The 22,792-nt window shown below is 34.3% G+C and carries 22 protein-coding genes; 8 read left to right on the forward strand and 14 right to left on the reverse strand.

What is annotated here, in order from left to right; all coding sequences use genetic code 11:
- Nucleotides 1–368: 368 nt before the first annotated feature.
- The gene (locus tag J3U59_RS07940; RefSeq protein ID WP_267333832.1) at nucleotides 369–791 is read left to right on the forward strand and encodes an STY0301 family protein; all 423 of its coding nucleotides are present in this window, start codon (nucleotides 369–371) and stop codon (nucleotides 789–791) included.
- A gap of 7 nt (nucleotides 792–798) precedes the next feature.
- On the opposite strand, the gene J3U59_RS07945 is transcribed toward J3U59_RS07940, so the two are convergent.
- From J3U59_RS07945 to murA, 6 genes are all read right to left on the reverse strand, one after another.
- Entirely contained in the window at nucleotides 799–1,869 is a 1,071-nt protein-coding gene (locus tag J3U59_RS07945; RefSeq protein WP_267333833.1) for an acyltransferase, read from the reverse strand.
- 150 nt (nucleotides 1,870–2,019) lie between these two features.
- Nucleotides 2,020–2,271 (reverse strand): GNAT family N-acetyltransferase, encoded by a 252-nt coding sequence (locus tag J3U59_RS07950; RefSeq protein ID WP_065634940.1) that lies wholly within the window; start codon nucleotides 2,269–2,271, stop codon nucleotides 2,020–2,022.
- A 295-nt stretch (nucleotides 2,272–2,566) separates the two neighbouring features.
- Entirely contained in the window at nucleotides 2,567–3,529 is a 963-nt protein-coding gene (pfkA, locus tag J3U59_RS07955) for a 6-phosphofructokinase (RefSeq protein ID WP_267333834.1), read from the reverse strand.
- A 92-nt stretch (nucleotides 3,530–3,621) separates the two neighbouring features.
- The gene (locus tag J3U59_RS07960; protein ID WP_267333835.1) at nucleotides 3,622–4,518 is read right to left on the reverse strand and encodes a cation diffusion facilitator family transporter; all 897 of its coding nucleotides are present in this window, start codon (nucleotides 4,516–4,518) and stop codon (nucleotides 3,622–3,624) included.
- Between the two features lie 7 nt (nucleotides 4,519–4,525).
- Nucleotides 4,526–5,101, reverse strand: a complete 576-nt coding sequence (yajL, locus tag J3U59_RS07965) for a protein deglycase YajL (protein WP_267333836.1) — start codon at nucleotides 5,099–5,101, stop codon at nucleotides 4,526–4,528.
- Between the two features lie 54 nt (nucleotides 5,102–5,155).
- Complete coding sequence (murA, locus tag J3U59_RS07970) at nucleotides 5,156–6,409, reverse strand: UDP-N-acetylglucosamine 1-carboxyvinyltransferase (protein ID WP_267333837.1); 1,254 nt, start codon at nucleotides 6,407–6,409, stop codon at nucleotides 5,156–5,158.
- 291 nt (nucleotides 6,410–6,700) lie between these two features.
- Here murA and J3U59_RS07975 point away from each other — a divergent pair, with 291 nt between their 5' ends.
- The 4 genes from J3U59_RS07975 (at nucleotide 6,701) to can (ending at nucleotide 9,921) form a co-directional block, all read left to right on the forward strand.
- Nucleotides 6,701–6,898 carry a YbdD/YjiX family protein gene (locus tag J3U59_RS07975; protein WP_065577812.1) on the forward strand — a complete coding sequence of 66 codons (198 nt, stop codon included), beginning with the start codon at nucleotides 6,701–6,703 and terminating at the stop codon, nucleotides 6,896–6,898.
- A 25-nt stretch (nucleotides 6,899–6,923) separates the two neighbouring features.
- Nucleotides 6,924–7,964 carry a CobW family GTP-binding protein gene (locus J3U59_RS07980; RefSeq protein ID WP_267333838.1) on the forward strand — a complete coding sequence of 347 codons (1,041 nt, stop codon included), beginning with the start codon at nucleotides 6,924–6,926 and terminating at the stop codon, nucleotides 7,962–7,964.
- A gap of 171 nt (nucleotides 7,965–8,135) precedes the next feature.
- The gene (locus J3U59_RS07985) at nucleotides 8,136–9,194 is read left to right on the forward strand and encodes an FAD-binding protein (RefSeq protein WP_267333839.1); all 1,059 of its coding nucleotides are present in this window, start codon (nucleotides 8,136–8,138) and stop codon (nucleotides 9,192–9,194) included.
- 67 nt (nucleotides 9,195–9,261) lie between these two features.
- Nucleotides 9,262–9,921, forward strand: a complete 660-nt coding sequence (gene can, locus J3U59_RS07990; protein ID WP_065634946.1) for a carbonate dehydratase — start codon at nucleotides 9,262–9,264, stop codon at nucleotides 9,919–9,921.
- A gap of 12 nt (nucleotides 9,922–9,933) precedes the next feature.
- Here can and nrdG read toward each other — a convergent pair whose 3' ends face one another.
- The 5 genes from nrdG to trxA form a co-directional block, all read right to left on the reverse strand.
- Complete coding sequence (nrdG, locus tag J3U59_RS07995; RefSeq protein ID WP_065798231.1) at nucleotides 9,934–10,401, reverse strand: anaerobic ribonucleoside-triphosphate reductase-activating protein; 468 nt, start codon at nucleotides 10,399–10,401, stop codon at nucleotides 9,934–9,936.
- Nucleotides 10,402–10,417: 16 nt separating this feature from the next.
- Entirely contained in the window at nucleotides 10,418–12,553 is a 2,136-nt protein-coding gene (nrdD, locus tag J3U59_RS08000; RefSeq protein ID WP_267333840.1) for an anaerobic ribonucleoside-triphosphate reductase, read from the reverse strand.
- Nucleotides 12,554–12,932: 379 nt separating this feature from the next.
- On the reverse strand, nucleotides 12,933–14,348 hold the full coding sequence (gene gndA, locus J3U59_RS08005; RefSeq protein ID WP_267333841.1) for an NADP-dependent phosphogluconate dehydrogenase: 1,416 nt from the start codon (nucleotides 14,346–14,348) through the stop codon (nucleotides 12,933–12,935).
- Between the two features lie 163 nt (nucleotides 14,349–14,511).
- Complete coding sequence (rho, locus tag J3U59_RS08010; protein ID WP_065617994.1) at nucleotides 14,512–15,774, reverse strand: transcription termination factor Rho; 1,263 nt, start codon at nucleotides 15,772–15,774, stop codon at nucleotides 14,512–14,514.
- Nucleotides 15,775–16,139: 365 nt separating this feature from the next.
- Complete coding sequence (trxA, locus tag J3U59_RS08015) at nucleotides 16,140–16,466, reverse strand: thioredoxin TrxA (protein WP_267333842.1); 327 nt, start codon at nucleotides 16,464–16,466, stop codon at nucleotides 16,140–16,142.
- 161 nt (nucleotides 16,467–16,627) lie between these two features.
- Here trxA and rhlB point away from each other — a divergent pair, with 161 nt between their 5' ends.
- Nucleotides 16,628–17,857 (forward strand): ATP-dependent RNA helicase RhlB, encoded by a 1,230-nt coding sequence (rhlB, locus tag J3U59_RS08020; RefSeq protein WP_267333843.1) that lies wholly within the window; start codon nucleotides 16,628–16,630, stop codon nucleotides 17,855–17,857.
- Nucleotides 17,858–17,960: 103 nt separating this feature from the next.
- Here the strand turns inward: rhlB and J3U59_RS08025 are convergent, their stop codons facing one another.
- Nucleotides 17,961–18,575 (reverse strand): TfoX/Sxy family protein, encoded by a 615-nt coding sequence (locus tag J3U59_RS08025; protein WP_267333844.1) that lies wholly within the window; start codon nucleotides 18,573–18,575, stop codon nucleotides 17,961–17,963.
- A 340-nt stretch (nucleotides 18,576–18,915) separates the two neighbouring features.
- Here J3U59_RS08025 and J3U59_RS08030 point away from each other — a divergent pair, with 340 nt between their 5' ends.
- Complete coding sequence (locus J3U59_RS08030) at nucleotides 18,916–19,539, forward strand: hypothetical protein (RefSeq protein ID WP_267333845.1); 624 nt, start codon at nucleotides 18,916–18,918, stop codon at nucleotides 19,537–19,539.
- A 6-nt stretch (nucleotides 19,540–19,545) separates the two neighbouring features.
- Here J3U59_RS08030 and glnB read toward each other — a convergent pair whose 3' ends face one another.
- Together glnB and J3U59_RS08040 are read right to left on the reverse strand one after the other, a co-directional pair.
- Nucleotides 19,546–19,884: a nitrogen regulatory protein P-II gene (glnB, locus tag J3U59_RS08035; protein ID WP_267333846.1), complete on the reverse strand. Its 339-nt coding sequence runs from the start codon at nucleotides 19,882–19,884 to the stop codon at nucleotides 19,546–19,548.
- Between the two features lie 2 nt (nucleotides 19,885–19,886).
- Complete coding sequence (locus J3U59_RS08040; RefSeq protein ID WP_267333847.1) at nucleotides 19,887–21,515, reverse strand: NAD+ synthase; 1,629 nt, start codon at nucleotides 21,513–21,515, stop codon at nucleotides 19,887–19,889.
- Nucleotides 21,516–21,635: 120 nt separating this feature from the next.
- Here J3U59_RS08040 and aroB point away from each other — a divergent pair, with 120 nt between their 5' ends.
- Nucleotides 21,636–22,715, forward strand: a complete 1,080-nt coding sequence (aroB, locus tag J3U59_RS08045) for a 3-dehydroquinate synthase (protein ID WP_267333848.1) — start codon at nucleotides 21,636–21,638, stop codon at nucleotides 22,713–22,715.
- The last annotated feature ends 77 nt before the right edge of the window (nucleotides 22,716–22,792 follow it).

Consider the following 22,792-nt stretch of genomic DNA (forward strand, 5'->3'; position numbering starts at 1 on the left):
AGTTTGCTGTCTCAAGGGCTGCGTATACTACGCTACACCTTTTTATTCGTCAAGATCTTTTTTCAATATTTTTGATCTTGCTCTCCAACACGTTCTTCGTTTGTTTTTCACTAACGCCGTGTCAGTGGATGCGCATTATAGGCTCTTAAAAAATTCCTGCAAGTGTTTATTGCTATTTTTTTTCTGTTTGTGTTTTATTTGCTCAATTTAATTGTTGTATAGACAATTATCGTAAAATAAATAAACATTAATAAGTTTATTAAAAAATAATTTATTACTTTAATATTAGTTTATTAACTTGAACAGGAATTAATATCCTCGTATTATCTGATAATAATAGAAAGCTTAATAAGATATTGGGTTAAACAATGAAGAAGTTTGTATTATTAACTACTGGTCTACTTTTTACGTTCAATAGTTATGCTGATGAAATGGTATTTGATTGTCCTGAAGTGGTTTATATTGATTCAGTTGTATTAGAGCATAATCGTCCTTTACCTTTTAATATCGATGTGAATGCTTTTACTAAACCAAAAGCACATCTAACTAGCATTAATCTTTATAATAATGATAAACCCATACCCTCTGAAAACAAGGGCAATAAAAACTATCATTGGAAAGATTTGAATTCTTATAATCAGGGATTTAATGATTGGATTTACTTCGTTTGCCAGTATGAAAATAGTATTCAATTAACCAAAAAAGCTATTTATGTTTCTGATTGCAAAGCACTTACTGTGCCGTCAAATAATAACAAATATCTCATAAGCGCTGAATTTCAATGCGAATAATTGAGGATTAGCGACTTCCCCCAATAAAAAATTTAGCTTTATCTTTGAAGATAAATTTTATTGCATTAGCTATAACAATACTAATAGATAATGTTAATACTAAAAAGCTAATTGCACCTAATGATGCGAGTTGACCATTATCAGTTTTAATGACATCTCCTATAGCTGAACTAATCACTTGCTGCTCAAGTTCTAATACGATAATTTCATGTATAAAATAAATTGGAAAGCTGATATTAGCCATGTAAGAGAAAAATTTATAAACTCGACCATCGTTGTTTTTATGATTTAGTGGATCCAATAAATAGAGCGCTAATATGAATAAAATAATTTTTTGCAATGTATCAAAATAAAGATTTTCAATACCCAATTGGCTAATATATCGATAAGCAAAGGGCACAAAAAAGCATAAACAGAAAAAGGATATAAACAAAAATAGGTTATCTTTCACTGCCTTCATAATAGTTTGATAATTTTGCTTAATCATCATACCAATTAGATAAACCGGACCATAATGCAATAAATTTAAAATAGGCTGAGTAAAATCAGGTTTGGTAAAAATCACGACCCAAAACATAGACATTAAACCAGCAACAATTAAATTTTTATGTGACCACATATACAATAAAGGAGCCATTAAATAAATAATAATAATCATTGGCATAAACCATAACGGTAATAACTGTGTTCCAGTCAACATCATTTTAGTTATTGTGCTTAATATGCTAGGCTCTGTTGATGAAATCCACGGTAAATCAGATAAATATTGATAATGAAAAAACAGAAAACAAAAAATAGAGACTGAAATATATGGGCATACTACTGTTTTAAATTTCGATAAATAGTAAGTTTTAGTATTAAATTTATAAGTCAAATGTTGAAATAAAAATCCGGCAATGAGTACAAAAAATGTTGTGAAATTAAAGGCAAATAGATTTAAAAAAGAAAATAAGTAACTGTTTGCAATTAAATTACTATTTTTAAACACACCTAAACAGTGGCTAAAAACAATCATGATAATAGCAACACCACGTAAAACGTGGATTGAGTGAATTTTTTGTGATTTTGCAGATTCCATCTTAAATATCGAAATTCTACGTTTAGGAAATTGCTATACATTAGCACATATTCACTTAACTATAATTAAATTTGTAAAAAATAATAATCAAAATAAAACTTGACAGTATTTGATTCAAATTTTTTAGTTTATTTGAATATGGTTCTAGTATTATTTCATCAATTTTTTAGCTGCATAAGAACAGATAGGAATAATTTCACGTTGTTCTTGTTGCAATTTGGTCACAACCAAATTTAATAATTTATCTGCAATCCCTTTGCCACGATATTCAGGATCAATATAAGTATGATTAATTGTTGCTTTATTTTGACCAACTCTAGTAAACGTCATTTCTGCTATTTGCTTATTGTTAGCATCACAAACATAGAAACGCTCATGATCTTCTAAATAATTTAATGCCATTATTTATCTCCCCTCTTCAATAATTAATTACTTATAATTGATAATAATAATGAAATGAAACTTTATTGAAGCATTTATCAATGCTAATGACTAAAGTGGTGCATAAACCAGTTAATTTGCACTTTTGTAAAGACTATTATTTAAGAATAACGAACTAACTTAATTTTATCAGCTGATAACTAAGAACTTCAATGAAAAAAGTGAATACTTATTTGGTTAAATTATTACCAATAAGCATTCACCTAAATTGTTTTATTTTCATAACACTATTAATCGTGCGGGATCAAACTCACCGCTAGAAAAGACGTTTTGCTGTATTATAAAGATCCATATCAAATGGTCGTTTCATATTGTTAATTGCATCAATAATATCATGATGAACTAACTTACCATTTTGCACACCGACACTTCTACCTGCATGCCCTTCTAGAAGTAATTGAACGGCATATGCACCCATACGTGAGCCAAGTATACGATCATAAGGAACAGGACTTCCACCACGTTGCACATGTCCTAAAACAGTAGCACGAGTTTCATGATCTACCGCATCTTCAATGTCTTTAGCTAGCTGATTAACATCACACATATGCTCAGTGACAGTGACAATGGCATGTCTCTTACCTTTAGCAAAGCCTAATTTAATTTCTTCAATCAAATCTTCTTTAGTATAAGAAACCTCAGGAATGATCATGAACTCACACCCGCCAGCTACCGCTGCATTTAAGGTAAGATCACCACAATCGCGCCCCATGATTTCAATAACTGAAATTCGATGATGTGATGAACAAGTGTCACGCAGTCTATCAATAGCTTCAACCGCTGTACTTAACGCAGTGAAATAACCAATAGTATAATCAGTACCACGAATATCGTTATCGATAGTACCCGGTAAACCGATACATGGAAAACCTTCTTCGGTTAAACGCATGGCGCCCATATAAGAACCATCACCACCAATAACTACTAATGCATCAATACCGTGTTTTTTTAAATTCTCGATACCTTTTTTTCTAACTTCTTTATCTTTAAACTCAGGAAATCTAGCCGAACCCAAGAAAGTACCGCCACGAGTGATAATATCGGAAACACTATAACGATCAAGTTGAGATATGCGATCCTCACACAGCCCTAAATAACCATCATAAACACCATAAACATCTAAACCTTCTGTTAACGCAGTTCTAACTACTCCTCGAATAGCAGCATTCATTCCCGGAGCATCACCACCACTCGTTAAAATACCTATTTTTTTTATCATACAAAATAACTCCAACTAATTAAATTTTAACTATTATAGAGTTTAAACAGATATCTAACAATAGATGATAAAAGCTATTTTGCTGAAATTGTCTACTGCATCATTTCGATAGGTACAACAGAAATAGGATCTTGATGGATAATAACAGTTGCCGGTGAGAACTCTTCTGAAATACGTTTTTCAACACTATCGGCAATAGCATGGGCTTGAATTAAAGGCATATCATCATCTAGCTCAAGATGTAATTGAATAAATTTTAATGGTCCGGCTTGTCTGGTTTTAAGATCATGAAAACCACGCACATCGGGATAGGCAGCAATAATTTCAGCAATTTTGGCATTATCACTATCCGGTAAAGCGCGATCAAGTAAATCTTGAATAGCATTATAAGCTATTTGATAAGCGCTATAGCAAATATATAAAGCAATAAAGAAAGCAAAAAAAGCATCAGCATAAGCCACGCCATACCAACTTAAAGCTAAGGCAAATATGACAGCAATATTCATTAACATATCCGAAGAATAATGCAACATATCAGCTTCAATTGCTTTACTTCTTGTCAATTTTATGACGTACTTTTGATATAAGACTAAAAATGCAGTTATGACAGTCGATATAATTGAGATAATGATACCGAGTAAAGGAACCTGAATTTCACTAGGCGAAATAACTGATTTTACACTCGACAACAATACAATTGTTGCCGACCCTATAATAAAAGTACTTTGTGCTAAAGCAGCTAGTGATTCAGCTTTACCATGTCCAAAAGTATGATCATCATCTGCCGGCTTTAACGCATAACGAACCAAAAAAAAATTCAATCCTGAAGCAAGCAAATCAATACTTGAATCTAATAAAGATGCCAACAAACTTATTGATCCTGTAAGCCAACAAGTTAGCAGTTTTATTATGATCAAAACAATAGAAATTAAAACAGCACTAAGTGTCGCGCGTTTTACTAACTTTTCATACAAATGTGAATTTGACATTTGATACCTATTGATAGCATTCAATACCTGATGGTAGAACAAGTTGCTGTGCAACTTCAGCGGCTTTTTTACTACCGAGTAAAACATCAATAATTTTTAGCGCAAAATCAATTGATGTGGCAGGACCTTGACTGGTAATCACGTTATTTTTTTGATCAAAATAAACTCTTTCATTTTTCCAAAGTTGAAAGGCATCTTTCGTTGTTGGGTACCCAGTCATATAAGCGTTAGGAAATAAATGATGATGCTGTAAAACCATTGCTGGTGAAGCACAGATTGCAGCAACGATATTTCCAGCTTGATGGGTTTGCTGTAGTTTTTCAATAAGCGCAGGACAATCACGAAAATTTTCTGCGCCTTTTAATCCACCAGGTAAAATAACAACATCAAAATTAAGTTCTTTAACTTCAAGCCAAGTTTTTTGAGCTAAAATAGTCACCCCTCTTGAGCAATGCACTTCTCTATCCTGCGAAATACTTGCGGTGGCAACATTAATACCCGCTCGGGTTAAAAGGTCAATTGTTGTTACAGCTTCTGTTTCTTCACAACCATTTGATAAACAGACCAAAGCTTGTTTTGTCACGATTACACTCCTTTATCACCTTACGTTGTATTTACAAGTATTTTAAGTTAAAAACTACTTAATTCTTTCAATATTAGCGCCTAATTTTCTAAGCTTATCTTCAATATTATCATAACCACGATCTATGTGATAAATACGATCAACCAATGTCGAACCTTCAGCAATACAACCGGCTAAAACCAAACTAGCTGAAGCACGTAAATCAGTTGCCATAACTTGGGCACCACTTAGTTTATCAACTCCATGCGTGATTAAAGTGTTACCTTCAATCTCGGCTCTAGCGCCCATTCGAATAAGTTCAGGGACATGCATAAATCGATTTTCAAAAATTGTTTCTTTAATAATTCCTGTGCCTTGAGCAACCATATTAAGTAAAGAGAATTGAGCTTGCATATCAGTTGGAAACCCAGGATAAGGAGCAGTATGGATATTAACTGCATTAAGCTGTTTACCTTGCATATCTAAGCAAATCCAGTCATCGCCAGTTTGGATATCAGCGCCCGCTTCTTTTAGTTTAGATAATACAGCATCAAGCAATTTTGGATCTGTTTTACGACAGGTAATTTTACCTTTTGATATCGCTGCTGCTACCAAAAAGGTACCGGTTTCGATGCGATCTGAAACCACTTCATGTACGCCGCCGCCTAATCGCTCTACGCCTTCTATCTCAATACGCACGGTACCAGCACCCGAGATTTTAGCACCTAACGTATTTAAAAATTTAGCCGTATCAACAATTTCAGGCTCACAGGCAGCATTTTCGATTATCGTTTTCCCTTCCGCTAATGTTGCTGCTGACATAATAGTCACAGTAGCACCAACACTAACTTTATCCATTACAATATGTGCGCCTTTTAATCGACCATCGACAGTTGCTTTAACATAACCCTCGTCAAGAGAAATTGTTGCCCCTAGTTGTTGCAAGCCAATAATATGTAAATCAACAGGTCGAGCACCAATAGCACATCCCCCAGGTAAAGATACTTGACCATGACCAAATCGAGCAACTAATGGGCCTAATGCCCAAATGGATGCGCGCATAGTTTTCACTAGCTCATAAGGTGCGCAATAATTATTAACTTGCCCTGCATCTAAATGAATCGAGCCATTGCGGGTACATTTCACACCTAACTGACTGAGTAATTCTAACGTTGTATCAATATCTTTTAACTTAGGAATATTTTGAATTTCGACGGGTTTTTCAGCTAAAATTGCAGCAAATAAAATAGGTAGGGCTGCATTTTTAGCCCCAGAAATCACAACTTCACCATTTAAAGAAGTTGGACCAGTAAGGTGAAACTTTTCCATTATAGACTCTTATTAGAATTAAATTGCCCGATATTATAAAAGTTATTTACTCATAGATAAATCAATTTATTGAAACCTTTTTTAAAACATCACCACTTGAATTTAATCAATCAAAATTAAAATTGCTTTTAAGCTTTTATAGCATTGTATAAATTAGTATTAATCAGCAATTGACTCAAACAAATTAGCACTTTATAGTGAATCAACAGTAATTCGTGATTTATGTGTCACAGATTATAATGAAGAAATAAGATCTACTTATCAATATCTTTAGCTAATAAGAGATAAAATATGTTTGATTCAATCGCCAAAGCAGGAAAATATCTAGGCCAAGCAGCTAAACTTATGGTCGGTATTCCAGATTATGATACTTATGTTCAACATATGAAACTAACCCACCCAGAACAAACGCCTATGACTTATGAAGAGTTTTTTAAAGAACGGCAAGATGCACGTTACGGTGGTAAAGGCGGATTCAAATGTTGCTAGTTGCTAAAAAGTAAAGAATGAAGAAATGACAATACAAACCAGTTCCCCATCAATACCTGTCACTTTATTAACTGGATTTTTAGGTTCAGGTAAAACCACATTAATTAATCATTTGTTAGCACAGAATCCTAACGAAAAAATAATTATTATCGAAAATGAGTTTGGCCCGATAAACGTTGATAGCCATCTGCTAAATGTAACAACCGACATTAAAATTGTTGAAATGACTAATGGATGCATCTGTTGTACAGTACAAGGAGAGCTAACCGATGCCTTATACCAATTACACGATCAGCGCATAGCAGGAGAGTTATTATTTGATCGATTAATAATTGAAACAACTGGACTTGCCGATCCTGCACCAATTATTCAACTATTTTTTATTGATGATTTGATTCGTCAAAGCTTTCAACTTGATGCAATTATTACTTTAGTCGATGCCCAGCATATCTTACAGCATCTTGATGAGCATCGCGTCACGCTTTCACAAATTGGGTTTGCAGATCGTATTATTGTGACTAAAACTGACTGCATTAGTAATTCAGAAAAATTAAAAGTGATTAATCGAATTAACAACATCAACCATAAAGCCACAATCATTGAAGCCGTAAACGGGCAAATACCTAAATCGCAGTGGATTGATATACATGCTTTTGATCTAACGGATGATCTAAGTATTCATAAAGGCTATTTTGTCATTAATCCCGCCAAAAAATTTATGGCCGATTTCACTGTTCTGCCTCGACAAAAGCAAACTCAATCATGGAATGATGATATTTGCTCTTATCTTTTTGAAGCAGGTGAGCTTGATATCAAAAAAATTGGTTCTTTTATGGAAAATTTAGTCGAGCAATACGGCAATGACATGCTACGATACAAAGGTGTACTTGCTATCAAAAATAATCCACAACGCTTAATTGTTCAAGGTGTCCACAAAGTCGTTGGCTTTGATTATGGTTCACCCTGGCAAGATTCGGCAGAAAAACTATCACGTTTAGTCATAATTAGCCGAACTTTACCCTTTGAAGAATTAAACCAAGCTTTTTTGACAACCGTTGCCAGTTAAAAATAGCCAATTTTAACTTAGCTATATGGGATTATATATCCATATAGCTTAATAAATACTATGTCAACGATACCTAACTTACCCTATTCTCGTCCTTGATTAGCCACATTTCACTTTAAATGTGATAATATAACATTAGTCAAAAATTGATAGGGCAAATAACATAATTTTATGGATTACGATATTGCAATTATTGGTCTAGGGCCTGCCGGTAGTACGTTGGCACGATTACTTAGTCCTTCATTTAAAATTATTGCACTAGACAAAAAAAACCAAACAGGTCATGATGGCTTTCATAAACCATGTGGTGGATTACTGGCAAATGATGCGCAAAAATCTTTTGTCAGACAAAAATTAAACATACCTGCTGACATTTTAACCGATCCACAAATATTTAGCGTTAAAACCATCGATTTGCAAACTCAACTAGTTCGTAATTATCAACGCAGTTATATCAGCTTTGATCGACATAAGTTTGATCTATGGCTAAAGTCACTCATTCCCGAAACCGTTACTGTTTTACATAATACGTTATGCAAAGAAGTAAGAAGAATCATTGATGGATACCAAGTCACTTATGTTGATGAAAATAATAGAGAACAAAAATTCACTGCTCAATATGTCGTAGGTGCTGATGGTGCTAATTCCATTGTAAGGCGAATGCGTTACCCTAAACATTCCATTAGACAATATGTCGCTATTCAGCAATGGTTTGCTGAAAAACATACTACACCTTTTTATTCTTGCATTTTTGACAACAATTTAACTAACTGTTATGCATGGAGTATGTCTAAAGATGGTTACTTTATTTTAGGTGGAGCCTTTGCAAAAAAAGAAGCAAATCAACATTTCGAAAAGTTAAAACAAAAATTAACGCAACAAGGTTTTATTTTTAGTGATTTAGTCAAAACTGAAAAATGCCTCGTTATCTATCCAAATCGTTTACGCGATTTTTACACGGGCAATGAGAACATATTTTTAATCGGTGAAGCGGCTGGTTTTATTAGTGCAAGTTCTTTGGAAGGAATTAGCTATGCACTCGATAGCGCTGAGATTCTAAGTAAAATATTAAATAGCGGCCAAGCAAAACCCAATAAACTGTATTACCAAAAAACACTACTATTACGTCTAAAATTATACAGCAAAATTATCAAGGCCAAAATTTTAACCACACCAATGTGGCGAAAATTAATAATGAAAAGTAAAATCCAACACATTGAAACCAATTAAATAATATAAAGTTTATTTTCAAAAATAATACAATCTTATAATAATGAAATATTAAAGGAATAGATGAATGGTAAATGTAAACGATTTAATTCGTTTTAATCACGAGTGGTCAGAAAAAATTGAGCAAGAAGATCCCGAATTTTTTAAACAACTAGCAATTGCCCAAAATCCTAAATTTTTATGGATCGGCTGTTCTGATAGCCGGGTTCCTGCCGAAAAACTGATTAAATTGCAACCTGGTGAATTATTTGTCCATCGAAATGTAGGTAATTTAGTCATTCATACCGATCTCAATTGTTTATCTGTCGTCCAATATGCCGTTGATGTACTTAAAATTGAAGATATTATTGTCTGTGGCCATTTAGGATGTGGTGGAATACGCTCAGCTGTTGAAAACCCAGATTTAGGTTTAATTAACAATTGGCTTCTACATATTCGAGATTTATGGTTTCGATATAGCTCACTTATTGGTGAATTTCCAGCGCATATTCGCCTAGATATTTTATGTGAACTCAACGTCATTGAGCAAGTTTATAATTTAGGTCACTCAACCATTATTCAATCGGCATGGCAGCGCGGTCAAAAAGTTAATTTGCACGGATGGGTTTATGGTATTGATAATGGTAAAATTACTGACTTACACATCACCTCGTCTAGCAGTGAAAATCTAGAAATTAATTATCGTGAAGCGATTTCTTATCTTTTAAACTTACACAAATCGCAATAATGGCAAATAATTTTATTGTTTAAATCGATGTATGATTTGATTGCTGCTTCCTCGCCATAACAGCCGAGGATCAGCAAGTTCTTGAATAAATTTACCATCAATTAATACATCAATATAAGGCACTACTGCTTGTTGTTCGGCGGTTAATTCATCAAGTTTATACCCCGTCCATAGCCAAATATCTTTGTTAATACATTCTGATTTAACCCGTTGAACTAATTTTAATATAGCTGGAACATTTTGTGGATGCAAAGGATCACCACCAGAAAGCGATAATCCTTGGCGTTTGATCTCTGTGTCTTGCAGATCTTTAATAATTTGATCTTCAAGCGATTGTGTAAAAGGCACACCTGAATTGATTCCCCATGTACTTTTGTTATAACAACCAGGACACTGATGTACACAACCTGCGACAAACAGCACGCAACGCGTGCCTTCACCATTTACAACATCTACAGGATAATAACGATGATAATTCATAACTATTTAATTAACATTATCCAATTTGACCATTGTTTAAATGTTTAACTCGTCGTTTTACTTCCTCTTGTTTACCGGCATTAAATGGACGAGCATCAGGACTACCTAAATAGCCACAAACTCGGCGAGTAACTGAGACTTTTGACGAATCATGATTACCACAACTTGGACAAACAAAACCTTTACTTGTACACGAAAATTCACCAGTGTAGCCACACTCATAGCACTCATCAATCGGGGTGTTAGTCCCATAGTAAGGAACTCGACTATAACTATAATCCCAAACATCCTCTAATGCTTTAATATTATTCATCATGTTAGGGTATTCACCATAACAAATGAATCCGCCATTAGCTACTTCAGGATAAGGCTTTTCAAACTCTATTTTTTCGTATGGATTGACTTTCTTCTCTACATCTAAATGAAAACTATTTGTATAATAACCTTTGTCAGTTACCCCTGGAATAACACCAAATTCAGCAGTATCAAGTCGACAAAAACGATCACAAAGGTTTTCGCTTGGGGTACTATACAAACTAAATCCATAACCCGTTTCAGCTTTCCACTGTTCCACGGCTTGTCGTAAACGCTGAACAATAGCTACGCCTTTTTCGCGCAATGTATCATTATCAAATGGATGCGTTTTATTTCCATAAAGTGCATTTAATGTTTCGTGAATACCGATATAGCCTAAAGAAATCGAAGCTCGACCATTTTTGAATATTTCACAAACACTATCATCTTCTTTTAATCTCACACCACAAGCCCCTTCCATATATAAAATAGGTGCGACGCGAGCTTTTACCCCTTCAAGACGAGCAATACGTGTCATTAAGGCTTCTTTGCATAATTCTAAACGCTTATCTAAAATTTGCCAGAAACGAGATTCATCACCTTGGGCTTCAATGGCAATACGCGGCAGATTCAAACTAATCACGCCAAGATTATTACGTCCATCGTGAATTTGCTCACCATCTTCTTCATAAACACCTAAAAAGCTTCGACATCCCATTGGGGTTTTAAATGATCCTGTAACCTCAACCACTTTATCGTAATTCAAGATATCAGGATACATACGCTTACTTGCGCACTCTAACGCTAGCGCTTTAATATCGTAATTAATATCACCTTGTTTGTGATTAATACCATCTTTAATGGCAAACACCAATTTTGGGAAAACTGCTGTTTTATGATTTTTACCTAAACCCTTAATGCGAACTTTTAGAATAGATTCTTGAATTAAACGTGATTCCCAACTTGTTCCTAAACCAAAACCAAAAGTAACAAAAGGAGTTTGGCCATTAGCAGTATGTAAAGTATTAACTTCATACTCTAAAGATTGAAACGCATCATAACACTCTTTTTGAGTACGGCTTTCTGCATATGCCTCTGGATTAGGTATATCCCACTCTTGAGCGATTTGTTTATGTTTTTGATAACTAATGGTAACAAATTTCGCTAGCACTTCATCGATACGATTAATAGTTGTACCACCATAAATATGGCTCGCAACTTGTGCAATTATTTGTGCGGTGACCGCTGTCGCTGTTGCAATCGACTTTGGTGGCTCAATTTCAGCGTTACCCATTTTAAAGCCATTGGTCAACATACCATCTAAATCAATTAACATACAGTTAAACATAGGAAAAAATGGTGCATAATCTAAATCATGATAATGAATCTCGCCACAATCATGAGCGCGTGATATTTCTTTTGGTAATAAGTATTGTTTAGCATAATGCCTTGCTACAATACCGGCTAACAAATCGCGTTGTGTTGGAATAACTTTACTATCTTTATTAGCATTTTCGTTCAAAATTGCAACATTACTCTGTTCAATTAAGCCGCGAATATCTTGAGTCAAACGACTACGTTGGTCTCGCGCTCGGTCACGATCATGTCGATATTCAATATAAGTCCTTGCCAGTTTTTTATAAGGTCCTGACATTAACTGATTTTCAACCGCATTTTGAATTTCGTTAATATCAACACTTTCACGTTCTGTCATTTGATTAGTCACAACGCGAGCAACAGCAGCACAATAATCAGGATCATTCACATTAGCAGCAACAGCTGCTTTAACTATGGCATCTTTAATCCGACCTTCATTAAATGCGGTTTGACAACCATCACGTTTGATGACTACGGGCATATATACTCCTCAATATTCATGGTTTATTAGCGGTTAATGGGTCATATATCAATGTTAATACTCATTATAATTATCGGGATTTCTTAAATCTTTATTAGAATATTAGACTTAATTTGATATACGCCGGAATTTTCACATCGCTTGACTGATACTATATATAGTAAATATATTATGATTATACACCATATATTGTGTTTTTCTACAATTTAAAAAAAATAAAATTGCTTGACAAGCCTAAGATTAATGCACGCAACGGTTTTTATTTTTAATAATAGAAATGAGCTTAATAAAGCGGGGCGGATTCAAAGAATTTTTTAGTTAGAGCGGAAGGTATACTTACACTCTAACTAAAAAATAGATGTAACAGTATTACGACCAATTACGATTCAATATTTAACCAATCAGTGTGAAATACACCTTCTTTGTCTAAACGTTTATAGGTATGCGCACCAAAATAATCTCGTTGTGCTTGAATTAAATTCGCTGGTAAAACAGGCGAACGATAACTATCGTAATAAGCAATAGCAGCAGAAAGCGTTGGCACTGCAATACCTTGTTGAACGGCTAAACAAACCACATCACGTAATGCTTGCTGATAAGCTTGAGCTGTTTGAGAAAAATAAGGTGTTAATAACAAATTATCTATATCATTATTGTCTGCGTAAGCATCAGTAATTTTTTGTAAAAATTGTGCACGAATAATGCATCCTGCTCTAAATATTTTAGCAATTTCACCAAAATTTAACTGCCAATTATAATGAGTTGATGCAGCTTTGAGTTGTGCAAAACCTTGAGCATAAGAGATAATTTTTCCCATATAAAGTGCTTTGCGAACCTTCTCAATTAATTCTTTTTTATCACCAGTATAAGTCACTTGTTGTGGCCCTTTTAAAACTTTTGCCGCAGCAACACGCTGATCTTTAATAGCCGAAATGTAACGGGCAAATACTGATTCAGTAATCAATGATAAAGGCTCACCTAAATCTAATGCACTTTGACTGGTCCATTTACCGGTTCCTTTATTACCTGCTGCATCTAAAATCACATCTATCAGATATTGACCTTGTTCATCCTTATATTTAAAAATATCAGCAGTAATTTCAATTAAATAACTATTTAACTCGCCCTTATTCCAGTCAGTAAACACACTTGATAATTGCTCATTATCTAATCCGACCACATGTTTTAATACTGAATAGCTTTCAGCAATTAGCTGCATATCACCATACTCAATACCATTGTGAGCCATTTTCACATAATGGCCTGCGCCATCAGGTCCAATATAAGTAACACATGGTTCACCGTCAGCTTTGGCAGCGATTTTCTCTAATATTGGTGCAACTAAATCATAGGCTTCTTTTTGACCACCAGGCATAATAGATGGTCCTTTAAGTGCTCCTTCCTCACCACCAGAAACACCAGTACCAATAAAATTAAAACCCTCATCTGAAAGCATTTTATTGCGACGGATGGTATCTTCAAAATAGGCGTTACCACCATCAATAATAATGTCGCCTTTATCTAACAGGGGGCGTAGCTCATCAATTACGGCATCCGTTCCTTTACCTGCTTGTACCATTATCAGAATACGGCGCGGTTTTTCTAATGAAGCAACAAAATCTTCAATCGTAAAATGGGGAACCAATTGTTTATCGGGATGTTCAGCCATCACTTGCTCGGTTTTATCTTTAGAGCGATTATAAATCGCGACAGTATATCCACGGCTTTCAATATTAAGAGCAAGATTTCGCCCCATTACTGCCATTCCAATAACACCGATTTGTTGTTTAGACATGATTTGGCTCCTTTATATAATCTCACATGACCTTGATAATAAGGTTTTTACAACTTAAAACTTAAACGGGTTTTATAAATTATCTTATATTTTGCCATAAAAAAACCGTATCAAGATATAATACGGCTATTTTATTTTTGACTAAGCTAATTGATTCCCAAAATCATGAGCGTTTCATCATTTCAAAAAACTCGTCATTGGTTTTGGTCATCGCTAATTTATCAATTAAAAATTCCATCGCATCAATTTCACCCATTGGGTTTAAGATCTTACGTAGAATCCACATTTTTTGTAGTTCATCAGGCGAAGTCATTAAATCTTCTTTACGTGTACCTGAACGATTAAAATCAATAGCAGGGAAAACACGACGCTCAGCAATCTTACGAGATAAGTGTACTTCCATATTACCGGTACCTTTAAACTCCTCGTAAATAACTTCGTCCATTTTTGAACCGGTATCAATTAATGCTGTTGCAATAATGGTTAAGCTACCACCCTCTTCTACATTACGTGCTGCACCAAAAAAGCGTTTAGGGCGATGTAAAGCATTTGCATCCACACCACCTGTTAATACTTTGCCCGATGAAGGAATAACAGTATTGTAAGCACGCGCCAAACGAGTAATTGAGTCTAATAGAATAATCACATCTTTTTTATGTTCAACTAAACGTTTTGCTCGTTCAATTACCATTTCCGCAACTTGAACATGTCTTGCTGCTGGTTCATCAAAAGTTGAAGCAACCACTTCACCTTTAACTAAACGTTGCATCTCGGTAACTTCTTCAGGACGTTCATCAATCATCAAGACAACTAACTCACATTCAGGATGATTTACCGCTAAACTTTGTGCGATATTTTGCAGAAGCATGGTTTTACCTGCTTTCGGTGGAGCAACAATCAAACCACGTTGACCTTTACCGATAGGTGATGCTAAATCAAGTACTCTTGCTGTGATATCTTCTGTTGAACCATTACCTCGTTCCATACGTAATCGAGAATTTGGGTGAAGCGGAGTTAAGTTTTCAAAGAGGATTTTATTGCGGGCATCTTCAGGTTTATCATGATTAACTTCATTAACTTTTAATAAAGCAAAATAACGTTCACCTTCTTTAGGCGGTCTTATTTTACCGGCAATGGTATCACCCGTCCGCAAGTTAAATCGTCTGATTTGACTAGGTGAAACATAAATATCATCAGGACCCGCTAAATACGAACTATCAGCAGAACGTAAAAAGCCAAATCCATCTTGCAAAATTTCAAGCACACCGTCACCAAAGATATCTTCACCACTTTTGGCATGCTGTTTTAAAATAGCAAAAATAATGTCTTGTTTTCTAAGGCGAGCAAGATTTTCAAGACCCATTGTTTTTTCGCCAAGCGTTACAAGCTCGGAAACAGAAGTGTTTTTTAATTCAGTTAAATTCATAATTTTAAAAATTCTTGAGGATAAAATTGATATGTTTGCAATTACTGCTATTTTTGTATATTTCTTTCATTTATTAATAAAAAAATCTCTTTCTTACAATATACAAACGCAATGAATTACTAAGTTTTCAATGATAATTATGCGTTTAAATATAGACTGTTCACCCACTTAATCAATAAAAACAATGGATTGCAGAAAGGAGCTTTCGTAAGAAGTTAGCAATTTACACTAAAAAAGGTAGTCTGTCTATATTTAATTATGTTATTGAATATAACAACGCACTTGATTTAAGCAGTAATAAGCGTAATTTTTATTACGCTTATTACTGTTTTTTATTGATTTTGTGAGGGCAGCAATCACAACTATTACAATTGTGCTTCAATAAAACTTTTCAATTGGGCTTTAGATAACGCGCCAACTTGTGTTGAAACAACTTCACCATTTTTGAAAATGAGTAATGTAGGAATGCCACGAATACCAAACTTAGGTGCTATATTAGGATTTTCTTCAACATTTAGTTTAGCAATAACGATACGATCACTATATTCTTGAGCTATTTCTTCTAAAATAGGCGCAACCATTTTACAAGGACCACACCATTCAGCCCAAAAATCAACTAGTACGGGTTTAGTTGCTTCGTTAATGGTTTTCTCAAAACTTGCTTCAGTTAACGCAACAATATTATGACTCATTTTATTATCTCCAATAATAATATAATTTTTATGGTTTTAAATGTTAAAATATTTTCAAAGCACGCGCTAGTAATTATTATAATAGGAGATAATTATTAGTGATGTCAGTATGACTAATATGTTATAATTAAAAAACTTTGATAATTAACTTTGAAACCATAATGATTCAATCCTATCTCACCAAAACGACTTTTAGTCAGTTTCCTTTACATCCATTAGTACTAAAAGCCCTTGATCAAAATGGCTTTACTTATTGTACGCCAATTCAAGAAAAGACGTTACCGTTAACCACAAAAGGAATTGATATTGCTGGGCAGGGACAAACAGGGACAGGAAAAACCATCGCGTTTTTAGCCTCAACGTTTAATTATTTATTGAATCATCAACCATTACCTGATCATCAAACCAACCAACCTCGAGCAATCATTATCGCGCCAACTCGCGAACTCGTTGTGCAAATCTATCATGATGCTCAAGTATTATCAGAACAAACAGGTCTAAAACTAGGTTTAGCATTTGGTGGTGATGGTTATGATAAACAATTAAAAATGTTATCAGCTGGCGTCGATATTCTCATCGCAACGACAGGTCGTTTGATCGATTATGCTAAACAAAATTATATAAATCTTGAGTCAATACAAGTTGTTGTTTTAGATGAAGCTGACCGTATGTTTGACTTAGGATTTATTCGGGATGTTCGTTGGATTTTTAGACACATGACGCCACCACAAAAACGATTAACTATGCTATTTTCTGCAACACTCACGCATAATGTCCGTGAATTAGCATTTGAGCATATGAATAATCCACAATATGTTGAAGTGGAACCAGAACAAAAAATTGGTCATCGTATAAAAGAAGAACTATTTTTCCCATCGAATGAAGATAAATTAGCGCTGTTACAAACACTAATAGAAGAAGAGTGGCCAGATCGCTGTATTGTGTTTGCCAATACCAAAGTTGCGTGTGAAAAAATATGGCGCCATTTAGTTGCAGATGGCCATCGAGTTGGATTATTAACTGGTGATATTGCACAAAAGAAACGTTTATCGATTCTTGAACAATTTACGCAAGGCGATTTAGATATTTTAGTGGCAACAGATGTGGCTGCGCGAGGTTTACATATTCCTCATGTAACACATGTTTTTAATTACGACTTACCCGATGACTGTGATGATTACAGACATAGAATCGGGCGTACTGGTCGTGCTGGTGCAGAAGGTTATTCTATTTCACTTGCTTGTGAACGTTACTCACAAAATTTACCCGCTATCGAAAAAGCGATTGATCATGCTATTCCTGTTAGCCAATACGATCCAACAGCACTATTAACGAATTTACCTACACCAAAGCCATTTAAACGAACATCACGTCGTAGAACGTCTTCATAACAATATTTACAAAAAAACAGTTATCCTAACATGAATTGATTTCAGGATAACTGTTATTTTCATGGTTGACTGATAATCATAATAATAGATAAAAGTTTACAACTTAATTATCCGATATATTGTCTAAAAAATCTTGATATGCAACTTCAATATCAGTTTTTGTCGATTTAGATAATACTTCTACATGGCAATAATTTAATGCACTATATAAAACAAATAGAACATTGTCCGAAATAGTCGATTTTATACTCTTAATTCGGTAAAAAGCCTCCAGATAACCAACTTTATTAAATATTTCTATATTGGTTATACCAACGCTAAATAATAGTTTTTCCAAAGATAAGTTGATATTAGGTAAAGTCTTAATTTGCTGATTTTTTAATTGAATTTTCTCACTATGTTCTAAAATAGCATATTCAATGACCATTTTGACCATAGCGTGAAGCTTATTAGGATGTTTTAACAATTCATCACTCACTTTATAATAATCAAGTGATTTTCTAGACATTGCGGTTGGTAGTGTTAATGTGGGCATATCCAAATCAATAAAAACTGAACGATAGTGATCATGCCCCCTTAAATATATCTCACCTTTACCAATCCATCCAAACATGACTCCTTTGCTATTGATACTAAATCCACCAAAAAATGTTTTGATTGAAATATCCTCAAAGCAAGAAAAATCTTCTAGTATTTTATTTGCAAATGTTGAACTCATAATTTATTTCCATTTAAAATTAATTGACTGAATAACATAAACAACTTACTGCTCAAATAAAATTATAGTAATTTTTCTAATACTCAAACTATTTTTCAAATAAATTCATCATTTTGGGATCAGTCTTCCATAAATAAAGATAAATAAGATTATTGCTTGATAAAATATATAATTATATTGTTAGATTTACTCAATACCTTTAATAAAGGTTAAGTATTCACCAATCTTAATAATTCTTTAAAAAAGAAAAGGGGGATTAACATTGTTATTATTCTTTAAAAATTATACAATCAAGGCAACTTAACTTAATAATTTTTATTTTTTGTCAACTCCAACCAACATGATCAAAAGCGTTATTACAGTAATACTAATAGTTTGTTCTTTTGTCGCATCAGCCGATAAATTACCATTAATAGAGTCATTATCTCTCTGTAATACCAATTTTTTCAAAGCTATATATGATAATAAAGATGAGTTACTAAAAGTAACAAATGTCAATGTAATTAATAATAATCAGGCCTTTATTCCCGTTGAAAATCGCAGTGACACTAATAAAAATTATGTTTATTTTCAAACCCCTATCCACTATAACAATCTAACAATTAAAGGTTATTATGATAGTGCGATGGATTTAGGCAAAATAGGAAAATATTATTTTTGGGGTTTTATTATTGATAACGATATAAATCAAATAAAAGAGACATTAAATTTTATCAATTGGAAAGATATGGAAGATGACTTACTGTACATCGCCAATCCAATGATTCGTAACATTAATGATGATGTTCATGTATGGAAAGAAAACACCGGTACTGTAGTTGGTGTAAAAACAATTCCAGCACCGGATACAACAGAAAAATTACTCTTAATTGAAAAAGGCACAAATATGAATCTGCTTATTTGTTCTATGCAGGGCATTGTGACTAATGAATTACTCAAACAAGAGCGACCTGATATCAAATAATCTCAATTAAATTGCAGAATCATCCATCTCACCAGTACGAATACGGATAACTTGTTCTACATTATAGACAAAAATTTTACCGTCACCAATTTTGCCTGTTTGCGCTGTTTTCATAATGGTATCAATGCACATTTCTAAAATATCATCTGATACAACCAGTTCGATTTTTACTTTGGGTAAAAAGTCCACCATGTATTCAGCGCCACGATAAAGCTCAGTATGGCCTTTTTGACGACCAAAGCCTTTAACCTCAGTCACGGTCATCCCCGTAATACCTTGATCAGCTAGTGCCTCACGAATATCATCTAGTTTAAATGGTTTGATGATAGCTTCTATTTTTTTCATATCTATTTGCCCTTAATTGCCGATGGCCAATTGTTAAATCCAAAAGCAGAAGTAATTGGATAGCGTCTGCCTTTTCCAAAGTTGCGCGTTGTAATTTTAGGACCGACAGCTGCTTGACGTCTTTTATATTCATTTATATCAACCAGTTTAATTACCTGTCTTATGGTTTGCTCTTCATACCCTTGTGACTTAAGTTGTAAAACGGTAAGATCTTGCTCAACATAACCTTTTAATATGCCATCCAAAATTTCATATGGCGGTAAACTGTCTTCATCTTTCTGATCGGGTGCAAGCTCCGCTGAAGGTGGACGAGTAATAACTCTGTCAGGAATAACATAAGAACGTGTATTGCGGAATTGAGATAATGCAAACACCATCGTTTTAGGCACATCTTTAAGTACGTCAAACCCACCTGCCATATCACCATAAAGCGTTGCATAACCAACCGACATTTCACTTTTATTGCCAGTAGTTAAAACCAGTCTACGGCGTTTGTTAGAAAGTGCCATTAAAATAACACCTCGACAACGTGCTTGCAGATTTTCTTCGGTAGTATCTTTTTGTGTTCCTGCAAATAAGGGAGTTAATGAAGACATAAATGCATCAAACATTGGTTCAATCGAGATAATATCAAATTCAACACCTAATATTTCAGCCTCTTCTTTAGCATCAGCAATACTAATATCGGCCGTATATCGAAATGGCATCATGACGGCTTGTACTTTATCTTTACCAAGCGCATCAACGGCAATAGCAAGCGTCAAAGCAGAATCGATCCCACCAGATAGTCCCAATACCGCCCCTTGAAAACCATTTTTAGTAATATAATCACGGGTTGCCAAAACTAATGCATCATATACCGATGCTAATTGGGATTGTTCTGTTATCTCAACTTGTTGAGATGGGTAATTAGAAGAAAACGCAAAAAAGGCGACTTGCTCTTGAAAGGATTTCAATTGGCAAATGATATCGCCATGCTCATTACAGACAAAAGAATCACCGTCAAATATCAGCTCATCTTGCCCCCCTACCTGATTAACATAAATAATCGGTAATTGAGTACGAGTAGCATGTGCTTTAATTAAATCTTGTCGTTGTTTTTGTTTTTGGTAATCATAAGGTGAAGCATTGATAGTGATGACAAAATCAGCTTGTGCTTGTTTGATATCATCAATAGGTTGATTTTGCCAAAGATCTTCACAAATTAATAAGCCTATTTTTTGACCTTTAAAATGCACTACACAAGTTTGTGTTCCAGCAGTAAAGTAACGTTTTTCATCAAATACATCATAATTAGGAAGCAACTGTTTATGATAAGCCGCTAACAATTTTCCTTCGGCAAAAAACGAAAGTGAGTTATAAATTTTATCACCTTGCCAATCTGGATGACCAACAATCACAGCACATTTTGTGCTAGCTTGTTGGATATTTGATAATGCTTTTTGGCAACGTTGTTTAAAATCTGAACGAAAGATAAGATCTTCAGGTGGATAACCACATAACGCTAATTCTGAAAAGATAATAAGATCACAAGATACATGGCTATTGATTAATTCAATAATTTTTTGAGCATTGCCTTCTATATCGCCTACGCGCCAATTTTTTTGAGCTAAAACAAGAGATATTGACATATTAAATTTAATATTACTAAACAAAATTGGCGATAAGTTTAAATGATTCTAAGTTGCACTGCTACTTTTTTATCGCTAACATGCAACAATAAATTAGCTTTGACTTGTCTGGGTATTATTATGCAAAAAATTTTAAATGTGGCGCTAGCAAAACGTAGTTATCCTATTACTATCGGCGAAAATCTTTTAACTCAATTTAAACATTTCAAACTCCAGCCAGGTCAACGTGTATTAATCGCAACCAATGACACCATTGCTCCACTATATTTACAAACTTTAATTCATATGCTTGAAGACAACGGTATAAAAACTGATTCTGTCATTTTGCCTGATGGTGAACAATATAAAACCATGGAAACATGGAATAAAATTCTTACCGCTTTGCTTGCCAATAATCATACGCGCAATTCCAGACTAATTGCATTAGGTGGTGGTGTTATTGGTGATGTCGCTGGATTTGCGGCATCAGCGTATCAACGAGGAATTAAATTTATACAGGTGCCCACAACTTTACTTTCGCAAGTGGACTCGTCTGTTGGTGGTAAAACCGCCATTAATCACCCTCTTGGTAAAAATATGATTGGCGCATTTTATCAACCTCAATCAGTGGTTATCGATCTCAATTGTTTAAAAACGTTACCACAGCGTGAATTATCAGCAGGTCTGGCCGAAGTCATAAAATATGGCATTATTATGGATGCTGATTTTTTTAATTGGTTAGAATTGCACATTGACCAGTTACTTAAATTAGATGTCGAAGCACTCAGTTATTGCATTTATCGCTGCTGCGAACTCAAAGCACAGGTAGTTGCGGCCGACGAAACTGAACAAGATATGCGTGCAATTTTAAATCTGGGTCATACTTATGGTCATGCCATCGAAGCAGAATTAGGTTATGGTAATTGGTTACATGGTGAGGCTGTCAGTGTCGGTATGTTGATGGCTGCTCAAACAGCTAAACTGTTGGGTAAATTTACAACCGCTGATATTGATCGTATTAAAACACTGCTTATTAGAGCAAAACTTCCAGTTACCCGGCCATCTCAAATGACAAGTGATGCTTATATTCCTCACATGTTACGCGATAAAAAAGTTTTATCAGGCAAACTCAGGCTGGTTATTCCGACACAAATTGGACAAGTTGAAGTGCTTGATGGCATTGATAAAAACATCGTCCTTGAGTCGATAGAACGAACATAATAATGTATATAATAGTGAATTATTAGATTGGTAGTTAAGTATACAAAATAAGGAGCACAGAAATCTGGCTCCTTTAG

Origin of the sequence: Gilliamella sp. B3783, from assembly GCF_026536125.1 — a bacterium.
Taxonomy (GTDB): domain Bacteria; phylum Pseudomonadota; class Gammaproteobacteria; order Enterobacterales; family Orbaceae; genus Gilliamella.

Bases quoted from the DNA above. Each gene is read 5' to 3' on its own strand.
- J3U59_RS07940 (WP_267333832.1), top strand. From the start codon at position 369: ATGAAGAAGTTTGTATTATTAACTACTGGTCTACTTTTTACGTTCAAT.
- J3U59_RS07945 (WP_267333833.1), bottom strand. From the start codon at position 1,869: ATGGAATCTGCAAAATCACAAAAAATTCACTCAATCCACGTTTTACGT.
- J3U59_RS07950 (WP_065634940.1), bottom strand. From the start codon at position 2,271: ATGGCATTAAATTATTTAGAAGATCATGAGCGTTTCTATGTTTGTGAT.
- pfkA (WP_267333834.1), bottom strand. From the start codon at position 3,529: ATGATAAAAAAAATAGGTATTTTAACGAGTGGTGGTGATGCTCCGGGA.
- J3U59_RS07960 (WP_267333835.1), bottom strand. From the start codon at position 4,518: ATGTCAAATTCACATTTGTATGAAAAGTTAGTAAAACGCGCGACACTT.
- murA (WP_267333837.1), bottom strand. From the start codon at position 6,409: ATGGAAAAGTTTCACCTTACTGGTCCAACTTCTTTAAATGGTGAAGTT.
- J3U59_RS07975 (WP_065577812.1), top strand. From the start codon at position 6,701: ATGTTTGATTCAATCGCCAAAGCAGGAAAATATCTAGGCCAAGCAGCT.
- J3U59_RS07980 (WP_267333838.1), top strand. From the start codon at position 6,924: ATGACAATACAAACCAGTTCCCCATCAATACCTGTCACTTTATTAACT.
- J3U59_RS07985 (WP_267333839.1), top strand. From the start codon at position 8,136: ATGGATTACGATATTGCAATTATTGGTCTAGGGCCTGCCGGTAGTACG.
- can (WP_065634946.1), top strand. From the start codon at position 9,262: ATGGTAAATGTAAACGATTTAATTCGTTTTAATCACGAGTGGTCAGAA.
- nrdG (WP_065798231.1), bottom strand. From the start codon at position 10,401: ATGAATTATCATCGTTATTATCCTGTAGATGTTGTAAATGGTGAAGGC.
- nrdD (WP_267333840.1), bottom strand. From the start codon at position 12,553: ATGCCCGTAGTCATCAAACGTGATGGTTGTCAAACCGCATTTAATGAA.
- gndA (WP_267333841.1), bottom strand. From the start codon at position 14,348: ATGTCTAAACAACAAATCGGTGTTATTGGAATGGCAGTAATGGGGCGA.
- rho (WP_065617994.1), bottom strand. From the start codon at position 15,774: ATGAATTTAACTGAATTAAAAAACACTTCTGTTTCCGAGCTTGTAACG.
- trxA (WP_267333842.1), bottom strand. From the start codon at position 16,466: ATGAGTCATAATATTGTTGCGTTAACTGAAGCAAGTTTTGAGAAAACC.
- rhlB (WP_267333843.1), top strand. From the start codon at position 16,628: ATGATTCAATCCTATCTCACCAAAACGACTTTTAGTCAGTTTCCTTTA.
- J3U59_RS08025 (WP_267333844.1), bottom strand. From the start codon at position 18,575: ATGAGTTCAACATTTGCAAATAAAATACTAGAAGATTTTTCTTGCTTT.
- J3U59_RS08030 (WP_267333845.1), top strand. From the start codon at position 18,916: ATGATCAAAAGCGTTATTACAGTAATACTAATAGTTTGTTCTTTTGTC.
- glnB (WP_267333846.1), bottom strand. From the start codon at position 19,884: ATGAAAAAAATAGAAGCTATCATCAAACCATTTAAACTAGATGATATT.
- J3U59_RS08040 (WP_267333847.1), bottom strand. From the start codon at position 21,515: ATGTCAATATCTCTTGTTTTAGCTCAAAAAAATTGGCGCGTAGGCGAT.
- aroB (WP_267333848.1), top strand. From the start codon at position 21,636: ATGCAAAAAATTTTAAATGTGGCGCTAGCAAAACGTAGTTATCCTATT.